Consider the following 14,767-nt stretch of genomic DNA (forward strand, 5'->3'; position numbering starts at 1 on the left):
GGCGGCGGCCGGGGCTCGGCAGCCGTCGATGCTGCAGCAGTGGTGGGTGCTGACTATCCGCTTCATCGCCCCGACCCTGCGCAATGGTGAACTGATCACCGCGATCGGCGCCTCACTGTCCTTCGCGGTGGGGTTCTACGTCCCGTTCTCCATCCCGTGGAATCACTACGTGGGTGGCGCCGGCAGCGGCATCGCCAGCAATCTGGGGCAGTACATCACACCGCTGATCACGTTGCAGGCCATCGCTTTTGCGGCCATCTCCTCGGCGTTCCGGGCCGCCACCGATGCCCTGCACGGGGTGAACCGGCGGTTCCGGTCCATGCCGATAGCGCCGCTGACGCCAGTGCTGGCCCGGGTGTCGGCCAGCGTGTACCGCTGCTGTGTCGGCCTGACCGTATCCCTGATCGCCGCCCACGTGATCGGGTTCCGATTTCATCGCGGGGCGCTCTACATCGCGGGCTTCTGCGTGCTGGCAATCGCGATCGGGGTGGTCTTGTCGTTCGGCGCCGACCTGATCGGCACCGCCACCCGCAATCCCGACGCGATGCTGCCGCTGCTGACCATGCCGATCCTGATTTTCGGGCTGCTGTCGGTGGGGCTGCAACCGCTCAAGATGTTCCCGCACTGGATCCAGCCGATCGTGCGCAATCAGCCGATCTCGCAGCTGGTGATCGGGCTGCGCGCGCTGGCCGGCGATACCGTCAAATCGCCTGTGCCGGTGACCTGGTCGGTGATGACGCCGCCGCTGCTGTGGCTGGCCGGCTTCGCGCTGTTCCTGGTGCCCGTGTCCGTTCTCGTCCTGTCCCGGCGCCCATGACCGCGGGCACTGTGGTGCGGGCACCGGAAAGCTCGGTACGGCTGATGCTGACGCAGACGCTGGTGCAGACCCAGCGCATCCTCACCCGCTGGGGACGCGACCTGGTCACCGTGATGGAGGCGCTGGTGCTGCCGGTCGCCTTCATGCTGGTGCTCTACATCGTGCTCGGCAACCTGATCTACGCCATGACCCACGACAGCGCGCTGTACAGCATCGTGCCGCTGCTGGCGCTGGGCGGGGCGGTAAGTGGTTCGGCGTTCGTCGCGATCGACCTGATGCGCGAGCAACAGAGCGGCCTGCTGACCCGGCTGTGGGTGATGCCGGTGCACCGCGCGTCGGGCCCGCTGGCGCGGATCATCGCCGAGGCGATCCGGATCCTGGTCACCACCGGTGTGATGCTGGGCGCGGGCGTGGCGCTGGGTTTCCGGTTTCGCGGGGGCGCGCTGGCCACCCTGATGTGGCTTGGCGTCCCGGTCATTCTCGGTATGGCGTTCGCCGCACTCACCACCGCCATTGCCCTGTTCACCTCCAAAACCCTGGTGGTCGAGGCGGTCGAGCTGTGGCAGCTGCTGTTGATCTTCTTCTCCACCGGCCTGCTGCCGCTGAACCAGTACCCGCACTGGATTCAGCCGGTCGTCGCGCACCAGCCGGTGAGCTACGCGATCACGGCCATGCGCGGGCTGTCGGCCGGCGGCCCGGTGCTGGCGCCGATGATCGCGACGCTGCTGTGGAGCGCCGGGATCGCCGCAGCCTGCGCCGTCCCCATGGCCATCGGCTACCGACGAGCCAGCACGCACTGACACGAAAGGCCGGATTCTCACGTGTTTCCCGGATCGGTGATCCGCAAGTTGTCCCGCAGCGAGGAAGTCTTCGCGCAGTACGAGGTCTTCACCGCCGTCACGGTCCAGCTGCGCGGCCGGGTCGATGCCGATGCCCTGTCCGAGGCGTTCGACGCCCTGGTGGATGCCCACCCGATCCTGGCCAGCCATCTCGAGCACAGCCCGGACGGCGACTGGAATCTGGTGTCCGACGACATGCTGCACGCGGGAATCGTGGTGCAGGAGGGCGCCGATAACGCGTGCGAGATCACGTTGGATCAGACCCAGACGCTACTCAATCTGCGGTTGACGCTGCACGAGAACAGCTCTGAGTTGACCATCTTTCTGCACCACAGCATCGCCGACGGCCACCACGGCGCCGGCCTTTTCGACGAGCTGTTCTCCCGCTACACCGATGTGGTGACCACCGGCGACCCGGGACCGGTCAACCCGCAGCCCGCGCCGCAACCGCTGGAAGTGGTGCTGGAACAACGCGGCGTCAAGAAGCTCGGCATGACCGGCGTCGAACGCTTCCTGCCGGTGATGTTCGCCTACGACCTGCCGCCCGCGGTGAAGCCGACCCTCGTCGCGACTCCTGGCCTGCCGCAACCGGTTCCGGTCACCCGGGTGCGGCTTTCCGAGCAGGAGACGGCCGACCTGGTGGAGTTCGCGCACGAGAACCGGGTCAGCGTCAACACCGTCGTGGCGGCGGCGATCCTGATGACCGAGTGGCGGCTGCGGGAGACGCCGCACGTTCCCATCCCCTACGTGTACCCCGTCGACCTGCGCTATTTCCTCAGCCCGCCGGTCGCCCCGACCGAGGCCACCAATCTGGTGGGCGTGGCCACCTACCTGGCCGAGGTCGGACCGGACACCGACATCGTGGATCTGGCCACCGATATCGGCGTCACCTTCCGGTCCGACATCGCCGACGGCATCATCCAGCAGTCCGGGCTCAACTTCGGCGTAGCGTTCGAGGGGACGCCCGCGGGGTTGCCGCCGCTGGTCTTCTGCACCGACGTGAGCGCGCTGCCGAGCGTACGGATGCCGGCGGGCATCGAGCTGGAAGGCTTTCGCGGACAGTTCTATTGCTCGATCACGGTGCCGCTGGACTTCTACGGGTGCGGCATGTCCGGCGACCACCTGGTGATCGAGAACCACGGCCACTCGCCGCAGCGCAAAGACTCACTCGAAGCGATCCGGGAGTTGTTGTGCACCGCGCCGTCGGACTACGGCTGGGCGGTCGAGTGACGTAGGGGTGGCGCGGCCCCTGGGGGTGGCGAGCGCCCCTGGGGGTGGCGAGCAGACGTAAAATCGCTTATTTCGGAACGAAATTGGGCGATTTTACGTCTGCTCGCGCCGCTCACCGTGCTGCTCGCGCCGCTCACCGTGCTGCTCGCGCCGCTCACCGCGCTGCTCGCGCCGCTCACCGCGCTGCTCGCGGCTTGACGCACCCAGCTAGGCGGCAGGCTCCTCGGCCAGCGTCTGCGCCAGATGTTCGGCCAGCGCCCGCGCCGTGTTGTGAGTGGCGATCACCTTGGGGCTCAACCGGATCCCGGTTTCGGTCTCGATATGAGTGCGCATCTCCAGCATGCCCAGCGAATCCATGCCGTACTCGACGAAGGGCCGGTCGGCATCCACGGTGCGGCGCAGGATCACGCCGACCTGCTCAGTGATCAGGCGGCGTAGCCGTCCCGGCCACTCCTCCTGCGGCGCCGCCGTCAGCTCGGCGCGGAACTTGCTCGGCCCCCGCGTGCTCTGCCCGCTGGACTTGAACATCTCGCCGAACGGGCTGCGTCGCACCACATCGTCCAGCCAGGGCGCCCCGATGATCGGGATGTACCCGCTGTAGGCGCGGTCGTAGCGCAGCAGCGTCTCGAACGCGTACATCCCCTCGTCCGGGGTGATCATCAGTTGCTTGCCGCCTTCGGCCAGGAAGGTGGCCCGGCCGACCTCGGCCCACGCACCCCAGGCGATGGTGGTCACCGGAAGCCCATGGGCGTGGCGCCAGTACGAGAACGCGTCCAGCCAGCTGTTGGCCGCGGCGTAGGCGCCCTGCCCGGGCGATCCCAGCAATGAGGCACCCGAGGAGAACAGGCAGAACCAGTCCAGCGGCTGCCCGAGGGTCGCCTTGTGCAGGCTCCACGTCCCGAAAACCTTGGGGGACCAGTCGCGGTCGATGATCTCGTCGGAGATGTTGGTCAGCGTGGCGTCCTCTACCACCGCTGCCGAGTGCACCACGCCACGCAACGGAAGTCCGGTGGCGGTCGCCGCCTCCACCAACCGCACGGCGGTCTCCGGTTCGGAGATGTTGCCCAACTCGACCACCACGTCGGTCCCGGCCCGCCGCAACCGCTCGATCATCTGGCGTGCCTTGGGATTTGGCTGCGAACGGGCGGTCAACACCAGTCGGCCGCAACCGGCTCCCGCCAACTTCGACGCGAAGAACAGGCCCAGCCCGCCCACCCCGCCGGTGATGATGTAGGCGCCGTCGCGGCGGAACACCGGAACCTGATCCGGCGGCACCACCACACTGGCCCGCCCACTGCGTGGCATGTCCAGCAGCAGCTTTCCGGTGTGTTCGGCGTTGCTCATCGCGCGCACCGCGTTCGCCGCGTCGGCTAGCGGATAGTGCGTGGTCTGCGGCGCCGCCAGCACACCGTCGGCGGTCAGCGTGAACACCGTCTCGAGCAGTTCCCGGACCCGCTCGGGCTGCAGCACCGACATCAGCGCCAGGTCCAGGTAGTAGAAGGTCAGGCCACGCCGGAACGGATACAGCCCCAGCCGGGTGTTGCCGTACACGTCGGCCTTGCCGATCTCGACGAACCGTCCACCGAAGGCCAGCAGCTCCAGACCCGCCCGCTGCGCCGCACCGGTCAACGAGTTGAGCACGATGTCCACACCGTAGCCGTCGGTGTCGCGGCGGATCTGCTCGGCGAATTCGACGCTGCGCGAATCGTAGACATGCTCAACGCCCATGTCGCGCAACATCTGTCGCTTGGCATCGTTGCCGGCGGTGGCGAAGATCTCCGCCCCGGCGTGGCGCGCGATCGCCAATGCCGCCTGCCCCACGCCGCCGGTAGCGGAGTGGATCAGCACCTTGTCGCCCGCCTTGATGCCGGCCAGGTCGTGCAAGCCGTACCAGGCGGTGGCATTCGCGGTGGCCGAGGCGATCGCCTGCTCGTCACTCAACCCCGCGGGCAACGTGATCGCCAGGTTCGCGTTGCAGGTCAGATACGTGCGCCAGCAGCCGCCCTCGGAGAAACCGGCGACGCGGTCACCGACCCGGTGACCGGCCACCCCCTCCCCTACCGCGGTCACCACGCCCACGAAGTCCATACCCGGCTGCGGCTCGCGGTCGTCGACGACGGGGAACTTGCCGAACGCGATCAGGACGTCGGCGAAGTTGATGGTGGACATCGCGACCGCCACCTCGATCTGCCCCGGGCCGGGCGGAACACGGTCGCAGGCAACGAGTTCCATCGACTGCAGGTCACCCGGGGTGCGCACCTGCAGGCGCATGCCGTCGGACTCGTGGTCGATCACGGTGGTTCGGCGGTCGTTGTGCACCAGCGGCGTCGGGCACAGCCTGGCGGTGTACCACTCGGCGCCGCGCCAGGCCGTCTCGTCCTCGGGCGAGCCGCTCAGCAGCTGCGCGGCCACCTGCTCACCCTGGGTGTGCTCGTCGACGTCGATCTGCGTGGTGCGCAGCAACGGGTGTTCACTGCCGATCACCCGCAACAGACCACGCAGGCCGGCCTGCTCGAGATTGACATCGTCGCCCGAGCACACCCACTGGGCCTGCCTGGTCACCACGAAGAGCCGGGGCAGTTCGCCCTCCAACTCCGGCAGTTCCCGCGCGAGGTGCACCAGCTGGCGCACCTGTTCCCGGCCCTGGGTCAACCCCCCGTCATCGGGCGCGCTGCCGCGGGGTCCACACAGGACCACCACTCCACGCAACGAGCGGGCCCGCAGCTGCGCCCGCAACGGCTCCATCTCGGCACCGATGGGCAGCTGCAGGTTGAAGCATTCCGCGCCTTGGGTTTTCAGCGCGTCGTTCAGCGAACTCATCAGCATGTCGCCGGCCTCGGCGGTGCCGATCAGCAGCCACGATCCCGCTTCGTCGTCGTCGACGTCGGGCAGCGTCCGTTGCTGCCACTCACAGGTCAGCAGCCGCTCGTTGAGTACCCGGTCCCGTTCGCCGCTCGCGGTGGTCCCGGTGCCCATCCGCAGCCCGCGCACCGCCAGCAGCACCGCGCCGCGCTCGTTGAGCACATCGAGGTCGGCCTCACCACCGGTCGGGTCGACCCGGGTCACCCGGGTGTAGCAGTAGCGGGCATCGCGCAGCGGCCCGTAGGCGCGCAACCGCTGCACACCCAGTGGCAACAGCAGGCCGTCGCCGCCGGCGCCGGCCACGCCGGCGGCCACCGACTGGAAGCAGGCGTCCAGCAACGCCGGATGCACGTGATAGGCGGCGTGCTGGAAACGAATCGATGCCGGCAGCGAGACCTCGGCCAGCACGGTGTTGCCGCCCGATTCCCCGGTGTGCGCGGTGGACAGGCCGCTGAAGGCGGCGCCGTGGAAGACACCGCGCTCGACGAACGACTCGCGTAGTTCGGACCCCTTCACACTCTGCGGGTGCGCGGCCAGCAGGGCGGCGACGTCGTAGGCAGGCGGCACCGAGTCGTCCTCGGCGGCGCACAGCGACGCGGTGGCGTGGCGGGTGGTCTCACCGTCCTGCGCGGATTCCACCACGAAGTCGACGACGCCGGGCGCCTGCACCGTGGCGACCGCGTCGATCGGGGTCTCGTCGTCGAGCAGGAGCATCTGCTCGAAGCCGATGTCGCGCGCCTCGGCTCCGTCGCCGAAGACCTCCGCCGCGGCGGCAAGGGCCATCTCGCAGTACGCGGCTCCGGGCAACGCGGCCACGTTGCGCACCTGGTGGTCGTCCAGCCAGGCCAGGGTCGCCGTGCCGACGTCGGTCTGCCACACGTGCCGTTCCGGCTCCTCGACCAGCCGGACATGGGACCCCAGCAGAGGGTGCACGGTGATCGTGCACGCGCCTTGCGTCTTGCTGTCGCTGCCGTCGGCGTCGATGAACAAATGCCGGTGACTCCACGCCGCCAACGGGGCGTCCACCAGCTGCCCGCCGGGGTAGAGCACGGCGAAATCGATTGCCGCGCCGGAGCTGTGCAGGTCCGTCAGGAAGTCGCGCAGCCCAAGCGGCAGCGGCTGCTCGCGCCGGATGGCGGCCAGGGCGGCCACCGTCATGTCCAGGCTCCGCGCGTTCTGGTCGACGGCGTGCGTCAACAGCGGGTGCGGAGACAGCTCGGCGAAAACCCGGAACCCGTCGTCCAGCGCAGCCTGGATCGCGGCGGCGAACTGCACGGTGTTGCGCAGGTTGTCCACCCAGTAGTCGGCGTCGCACACCGGCCGCTCGCGAGGGTCGAACTGGGTGGCCGAGTAGTACGGAACCGTGGGCTCCATCGGCTCGAGATCGGCCAGCGCCGTGGCCAATTCGTCGAGGATCGGGTCCACCTGCGGCGAGTGGGATGCCACGTCGACGGCGACCTCGCGCGCCATCACCTCGCGTTGTTCCCACCGCGCGACGAGATCGCGCACCTGCTCGGTGGCTCCCCCGATCACCGTGGACTGCGGCGAGGCCACCACCGCCACGGCGACGTCGTCGATTCCGCGGGCCATGAGTTCGGAATTGACTTGCTTGGCAGGCAATTCCACCGACGCCATGGCGCCCGAGCCGGCGATGCCGGCCATCAGCTTCGAACGACGGCAGATGACGCGCGCCCCGTCGTGCAGCGACAGCGCACCCGCGACGACGGCCGCCGCCGTCTCGCCCATCGAGTGCCCGACGACCGCGCCCGGCCGCACCCCGTAGGCCTGCCGCATCGTGGCGGCCAAGGCCACCTGGATCGCGAAGATCGTCGGTTGCACCTTGTCGATGCCGGTCACCGTCTGCGGCGCCGTCATCGCCTCGGTCACCGAGAAACCCGATTCGGCCTGGATCAGCGGCTCGAGCTCGGCGACGGTCGCGGCGAACACTGGTTCGCCGGCCAGCAGATCGGCGCCCATCGCGGCCCACTGCGAACCCTGACCGGAGAACACCCACACCGGCCCCCGGTCGTCGTGCGCCACCGCGGCCGGATACACGGCGTCTCCCTCGGCAACCTCGCGCAACCGCTGGGCGAGATCAGCCAGTCCGTCGGCCACCACCAGGGTGCGCACCGGCCGGTGCGCCCGGCGGCGGGCCAGCGTGTAGCCGAGATCGGCGGGACTCACCGAATCCGAATGCGTCTCAACCCAATCGGCAAGTCGTCGCGCGCTTTCGCGCAGACCGTCGGCCGACGACGACGACGACACCGCGTACACCAGTGGCCCCGGTGCCGCGGCCTCGGTGACGTTCTCCGGTTCGGGCGCCTGCTCGATGATGGCGTGCACGTTGGTGCCCGACATCCCGAACGAGGACACCGCGACGCGCCGGGGCCCGTCGCCCTGCGGCCACGGCGTGATCGACTGCGGCACAAAGATTCCCGTGTCGATCACGGCGAGGTCGTCGGGCAGCTTGTTGAAGTGCAGCAGCGGCGGCACCACCCCGTGCCGCAGCGACAGGATGGCCTTGATCAGTCCGACCGCCCCGGCGGCCGACTCGCTGTGCCCCATGTTGCTCTTGGCCGACCCCAGCGCGCAGCGGCTGCCGTCGGCGCCGTAAACGCGCGTGAGCCCGCGGTACTCGATCGGGTCACCCACCGGCGTGCCGGTGCCGTGCGCCTCCACCGCGCCGATCGATTCGGCGGCGACGCCCGCCGCGTCCAGGGCTTTGCGGTACACCGCCACCTGCGCGTCCTCGGACGGCATGGTCAGCGTCTCGGACCGCCCGTCCTGGTTGGTGGCCGTCCCGCGTACCACGGCGAGGATCCGGTCACCGTCGCGCACCGCATCGGGCAGGCGCTTGAGCAGCACCATCGCGCACCCTTCGGACCGCACGAAACCGTCGGCGTCCGCATCGAAGCTGTGACAGCGTCCGGTGGCCGAGAGCATGCCCTGCGCGGAGGTCGCCACGCTGCCATCCGGCTCCAGTAGCAACGCGCAACCACCGGCCAGTGCCAGGTCGCTCTCGCCGTCATGCAGGCTGCGGCAGGCCAGGTGCACGGCCATCAGACCCGATGAGCACGCGGTGTCGAACGTCATCGCGGGCCCGTGCAGCCCCAGCGCGTGGGAGATCCGTCCGGAGGCCACGCTGTTGTTCAGGCCCGTCACGGCATACGGGCTGGCCAGACCGCCGGAGCCCTTGGTCAGCAGCAGGTAGTCCTCGTGCGTCAGCCCGGTGAACACCGCCGTCGCGGTGCCGGCCAGCGCGGCCGGGTCCAGACCGGCGTGCTCGATCGTCTCCCACGCCGTTTCCAGCAACAACCGGTGCTGGGGATCGATCGACGTCGCTTCCCGCTCGCTGATCCCGAAGAACTCGGCGTCGAAGCCCGCCACGTCGTCGATGAACCCGCCCCACCGCGAGACCGTGCGGCCGGGAACCCCGGGCTCCGGGTCGTAGTAAGCGTCGGCGTCCCAGCGGTCTGCAGGGATCTCGGTGACCAGGTCGTCCCCGCGTGACAGCGCCTCCCAGAGCTTCTCGGGGGAATCGATACCGCCCGGCAACCGGCATCCCATACCGATCACCGCAATGGGGGTGACACGTGCGTCCATCCCTTTACCAACCTCGTCTCAGCTCAACCGGCGCGGGCCCGACGCGGCACCGGATAGGGGTACGGGCAACGGAATAGTGCAGCTCCGGGCTGGCAAACCCCCGGGCTGACGGGACCTCGACACCGTCTCGGGGCCGAGCTTAGACGCCGTGGCCGCCCCGAGTGCCCAAACTCAGCCAATTCCCAGGTGGTAGCCAATCTCAGGGCGCTCTACCAGCGCCGATGGCCCGGTGCCGGGCGGTCCCGGCGCCCTCCGGCGGCGGCCCGGTCATTACGATTCCGTCTCTGCGCACCCAGCAACGCCGGTAACGTCTTGCGCATGAGTGTGCGTTCCCTGCCCGCTGCGCTGCGCGCGTGCGCCCGTCTCCAGCCCAATGAGGCGGCGTTCACGTTCATCGACTACGAGCAGAATTGGGACGGCGTTCCACAAACGCTGACGTGGGCGCAGCTGTACCGCCGCATGATGAATGCCGCAGCCGAACTCAGCGGCCACGGCTCACCGGGTGACCGCGCGCTGATCCTGGCTCCGCAAGGGCTCGACTACATCGTCGCCTTCCTGGGCGCCCTGCAGGCCGGCATCATTGCGGTCCCGCTGTCGGTTCCCCAGGGCGGGGCCAGTGATGAACGCGTCATGTCGGTGCTCGCCGACGCCGCGCCGGTTGCGGTACTGACCACCTCGGCCGTCAAAGACGATGTGATACAACAAATTTCAACTCACCCCGGCGGGTCTGCGGTGAAGGTGATCGAGGTCGACTCGCTGGACCTGGATGCCCGGGTCCGAACCGGCGCCGCCACCGACGACCACCCGCCAACCGCGTACCTGCAGTACACGTCCGGGTCCACCCGCACCCCCGCTGGCGTCATCATGTCCCACCAGAATCTTCGGTCCAACGTCGAGCAACTGATGGCCGCCTACTTCGCGGAAACCGATGGCGTCCCACCGCCGGATCTGACACTGGTTTCGTGGCTGCCCTTCTACCACGACATGGGTCTGGTGCTGGGCGTGTGTGCGCCGATCCTGCTGGGGGTTCCGGCCGTGCTCACCACCCCCGTCTCGTTTCTGCAGCGCCCCGCCCGGTGGATGCACATGCTCGCCGACAGCACCTCGCCGTTCACCGCGGCACCGAACTTCGCTTTCGAGCTGGCAGCCAAGAAAATCTCCGACGAGGACATGGCCGGCCGCGATCTGGCCCACGTGCACACCGTCCTCAGCGGCAGCGAGCGCGTGCAGCCGGCGAGTGTCAGGCGCTTCACCGAGCGCCTCGCCCGCTTCAACCTCCGGGACAGCTCGATCCGGCCGTCCTACGGCCTCGCCGAGGCGACGGTGTTCGTGGCCACCAGCAGTCCGGACCAACCACCGAAACTCGTCGACTTCGACACCGAAAAACTGGCCGAGGGCCACGCTGTTCCGTGCGCACCGGGCACCGGCACCGCGTTGGTCAGCTACCTGGTGCCGCGCTCACCCACGGTGCGCATCGTCGATCCCGACTCGGGCACGCCGTGCGCGGATGGAAGCGTCGGCGAGATCTGGGTGCACGGCGCCAACGTCGCGGCCGGTTACTGGCAGCGTTCCGAGGACAGCGAAGGCACGTTCGGCGCCACCCTTGCCGACCCGCCGGAGGGCACGCCCGAGGGTCCCTGGCTGCGCAGCGGAGACTCCGGTTTCATCACCGACGGTCAGCTGTTCATCATCGGCCGGATCAAGGACCTCTTGATCGTCTACGGGCGCAACCACTCTCCGGACGATATCGAGGCGACGATCCAGGAAATCACCCGCGGCCGCTGCGCGGCGATCGCGGTCCCGAGCGATCGCAGCACCGAAAAGCTGGTCGCCATCATCGAACTGCGCAAGCAGCCGGACGACGACGCGGGCCGCTGGGTTGAGATCAAGCGCGAAGTCACCTCGGCCTTGTCCACATCGCACGGCCTGTCCGTCGCGGATCTTGTTCTGGTGCCGCCCGGCTCGATCCCGATCACCACCAGTGGCAAGGTCCGACGCCGGGCGTGTGTGGAGCAGTACCGGCACGATCAGTTCGCCCGGTTGGACGTTTAAGAACATCGTGTCCCGGCTTGCCAAACTTCTCGTCGTCGCGGCCTGGATCGCGGTGGCAGTGGTCGCCAACGCGCTCGTCGCACTGGCACCGCCACCAGCGCGCCCCAGCGCGCTACCTGCGCGCGCCGATGCCGCGAACAGCCGCCTCGCGCAGGCGTTTCCGGGCACCGGCTCCGACGCGATCGCCTACCTGGTACTGGACGGCCGCGATCCGCTGGGCGATGCCGACCGGCAGTACTACGACGACGCGGTGCGTGCCCTGCGGGCCGACACCGCGCATGTGGGATCGGTGCTGGACTGGTGGTCCGACCCGTTGATGGCGCCGCTGGGCACCAGCCCCGACGGACGGTCCGGTGCTGCGGTGATCTGGCTGCGCGGTGAGGCCGGGACCGCCAAGGCCGCCGAATCGCTCGATGCGGCGCGATCGGTGGTCCGCAAGCTCCCGCCGAACGCGGGACTGCGCGCCCGCATCACCGTCCCGGCCGCCGCGCGAGGCACGGAGCTGCGGTTGGCGCCCTGGCAGGCGGCCGCGATCGTCGCCGCGGCCTTGCTGGTCGCCGCGCTGTTCCTGCTGCGGCTGGGTCTGTCGTCCCTCGCGGTCGCGGCGTTGGCCGCCGGGCTGTCGCTGGCCGTCGCCTGGCCCTTGGCGGCGTGGTACGGCCTTTTCGCCTGGACTGTGGCGGCAGTGCTGATGATCGGGGTGGTCGCCGCATCCGCGCTGCTGCTCACCACCCGGGAGCGACGCGGCTACCGCGCGACACTGCCCATGCTGGCCGCGCCCGGGGCAGGTGTCGTGGCACTCACCGGCCCCCTGCTGCTGGCACGGACGCCGGCGATACATGCCGTGGGGCTGGCCGCGCTGGGTGTCGTTGTCGCACTTGGCGCTTCGCTGACTCTGCTGCCTGCGTTGCCGGCGAAAGCGACGGCGCGGCCGGGCCGTTCGTGGGGTCTGCCGCAACCGGTGCGCCGCGTGGTACGCAGCCCTGTCGTCGCCGTCGCGCTGGTGTCCGCGGTCTGCGCACTGCCCATCCTCGGAATGCACTGGGGCGTAGGCGATGTCCCGGCCCATTCGGTCAAGCAGTTCATGGCGAGCAACCGGCTACCCGATGTCGTCATGGTCAAATCCGCCCACGACCTGCGTGACCCGGCCGGCCTCATCGCCATCGACGCGGTGAGTCGCCGGCTGATGGAAATTCCCGGCGTCCGCAAGGTGCAGTCGGCCGCTTGGCCGGCCGGCGTCCCCTGGACAGATGCCTCGCTCAGTTCGGCCGCGGGCCGGCTCAGCGATCAACTGGATCGGCAGGCCGCCACATTCGTGCCGCAGGTCACCGCGGTCAAGACGCTGGGTTCGGTGCTGGACCAGGTCTCGGGCTCGGTCAACGAGCTCGAGGCAAGCGTGAGCGCAGGCGTCGGCGGGCTCGCCCAGCTGCAGCAGGCGATCAACTCCGTGGTGTCGGGCACCCGGAACATCAAGGACACCGCCGCCGAGGTCTCCGGTTATCTCGACCCGGTCCGCGGCTGGATGGGTGGGGTTCAGGATTGCGCCGCCGACGTGTTGTGCTCGGCCGCACGCAAGGCAATCGACCCGTTCGACCGGGTGATCGCCGACGTCACCGTCCTCTCCGATGGCGCCACCCGGCTCGCCGCCGGGTCGGCACGCGCCACCAACGCCCTTTCCGGTACCCCGCGCGCGGTGGCCGAGATGCGGTCGGCACTCAATCAGCTGCGCTCGTTCGTCCCGACCTTGCAGACCACCATCGAGAGCACGATTCCGCAGGTCGTGCAGCTGTCCGCGTTTTTGAAGAACCTCAGCATCGACTTCGCCGACACCGGCGAGGGCGGCTTCTATCTGCCGCGGAAGGCACTCGCCGATCCGTCCTACCAGCACGTGCGTCAGACCATGTTCTCCGCCGACGGCACCGCCGCCCGGCTCCTGGTGTACTCCGACCAGACCGGCGTGGACCTGGCCGCGGCCTCCCGCGTGGAGCGGATCGACACCGCCGTCGGGAACGCGACCAAGTACGGCAGCCTGGTCGACAGCGAGGTCACGGTGAGCGGCGGCGCGGCGTTGGCCGCGGCCGTCCGCGCCGCGCTGGAGCACGACGCGATTCTGCTCGTGCTCACGGTCATCACGGTGGCGGCCCTGGCCGGGATGTGGCGCGGCGTGGCCGGCGGGCTGTCGGTCGGGCTCGCGCTGATGGGCTCGTGTCTGGCCGGCTTGGGCGTCACCGTCGCGGTGTGGCAATTCCTGTTGCACGGCTCCGTGGACGCCGCGGCGGTGCCGGCATCCTTCGCCATGATTGCGGCCTGCGGCGCGCCCCACCTGATCGCAGCGCTGGCGGGGGCCGACTCCAGACGGGCCTTGGCACCGCTCGCCGCGGCGGGAGGGGTGTTGGGCGCCGGTCTGATGTTCCTCGGTACGTCGGTCGCCCTGGCTCAGACCGGCACCGCCGTTGCGGTGGGAGTGGTGCTGCTGGCGGCGATGGCGCCGCTAATCGACGGTGACCGGCTCGTTCCACTTCGACAGCGTGACCTGGACCGAGCCTGACCCGAGGTCGACGCTGGCGCGCACCAACCGGTGCGACCCGTCCTGGGCGATCCACACCGTCGCCGGCCTGGACTGCCTGGCGCCCGGATCGATGATCTTGACCGTGTCGGCCGGCAGCGTGCCGGTGATCTTGTTGGTGTTGACGCCGTCGATCACTTCGCTGCCCTGGGCCTGCAGGTTGTTGACGCCGGAAAGCATTTTCGCCACCCCGTTGGCCGGGTCGAGCAAGCGGGTCGCGGACAGGTCGGACACCGAGCCGAGGTTGGTCCAGTCGTCGAAGAGTTTCACCGAGATGGAGTCGTCCTTGATCCGGAACGGAACGTCAGCCTGGCCGTTGTAGGTGCACGATCCTTTTGCGGTAAGCGGGTTGGCACGGACGTCGACGTCAGCATTGGTGATGCCGAGCATGCTGTCCACCTGGCCGTTGGTGCGGACGGACAGGTGCGCGCTGGTCAGCGCCTTGGTCGCGTCCACCGATTGCCGGATGTCGGCCATCAACGGTGAATCGGTGGTGGTGCCGGTGGCGGGCGGGCCTTCGGATTCCTTTGGGGCAGAGGCGCATCCGGACAACCAGAGCGCCAGTGCGGCGACGAGTGCCAGCAGTAGAGCCGATGCCTTGGGCACCTTCAGGCGTGAATTCATCGTTTCCTCGTCTCAGCTGAGCTGGTGTGCGGAGTCTGGCTCCCGGCAGCACGAACCGCCAAGCTTAATGGCCTGAACCGAATTGAACGCCGAAAGCCGGCATTCTCCTGACCCACGGCGATTGACATATACCCCCATGGGGTATATATTTCGGACACTGACACGTACGAGCGG

General features: G+C 69.0%; 7 protein-coding genes. 5 read left to right on the forward strand and 2 right to left on the reverse strand.

Annotated elements, in window-relative coordinates; genetic code table 11:
- Positions 1–28 precede the first annotated feature (28 nt).
- From QXK92_RS09635 to QXK92_RS09645, 3 genes are read left to right on the forward strand one after another with little or no spacing between them, the layout of a single operon-like run.
- A complete protein-coding gene (locus tag QXK92_RS09635; protein ID WP_306244307.1) occupies positions 29–817 on the forward strand; it encodes an ABC transporter permease in 789 nt (262 codons plus the stop codon).
- A complete protein-coding gene (locus tag QXK92_RS09640) occupies positions 814–1,617 on the forward strand; it encodes an ABC transporter permease (protein WP_306241429.1) in 804 nt (267 codons plus the stop codon). Before QXK92_RS09635 ends, QXK92_RS09640 begins: the two co-directional genes overlap by 4 nt.
- Before the next feature lie 21 nt (positions 1,618–1,638).
- On the forward strand, positions 1,639–2,886 hold the full coding sequence (locus QXK92_RS09645; RefSeq protein ID WP_306241430.1) for a phthiocerol/phthiodiolone dimycocerosyl transferase: 1,248 nt from the start codon (positions 1,639–1,641) through the stop codon (positions 2,884–2,886).
- Positions 2,887–3,093: 207 nt separating this feature from the next.
- Here QXK92_RS09645 and pks2 read toward each other — a convergent pair whose 3' ends face one another.
- A complete protein-coding gene (gene pks2, locus QXK92_RS09650; RefSeq protein WP_306241431.1) occupies positions 3,094–9,351 on the reverse strand; it encodes a sulfolipid-1 biosynthesis phthioceranic/hydroxyphthioceranic acid synthase in 6,258 nt (2,085 codons plus the stop codon).
- 318 nt (positions 9,352–9,669) lie between these two features.
- On the opposite strand from pks2, the gene QXK92_RS09655 reads away from it, so the two are divergent.
- Together QXK92_RS09655 and QXK92_RS09660 are read left to right on the forward strand one after the other, a co-directional pair.
- Entirely contained in the window at positions 9,670–11,403 is a 1,734-nt protein-coding gene (locus QXK92_RS09655) for an AMP-binding protein (protein ID WP_306241432.1), read from the forward strand.
- Positions 11,357–13,951 carry an MMPL family transporter gene (locus QXK92_RS09660; RefSeq protein ID WP_306241433.1) on the forward strand — a complete coding sequence of 865 codons (2,595 nt, stop codon included), beginning with the start codon at positions 11,357–11,359 and terminating at the stop codon, positions 13,949–13,951. The genes QXK92_RS09655 and QXK92_RS09660 overlap by 47 nt, the downstream gene beginning before the upstream one ends.
- Here QXK92_RS09660 and QXK92_RS09665 read toward each other — a convergent pair.
- A complete protein-coding gene (locus QXK92_RS09665) occupies positions 13,895–14,593 on the reverse strand; it encodes an LppX_LprAFG lipoprotein (protein WP_306241434.1) in 699 nt (232 codons plus the stop codon). The genes QXK92_RS09660 and QXK92_RS09665 overlap by 57 nt on opposite strands.
- Positions 14,594–14,767 lie beyond the last annotated feature (174 nt).

This window comes from Mycobacterium sp. TY815 (assembly GCF_030755135.1).
Classification (GTDB): domain Bacteria; phylum Actinomycetota; class Actinomycetes; order Mycobacteriales; family Mycobacteriaceae; genus Mycobacterium.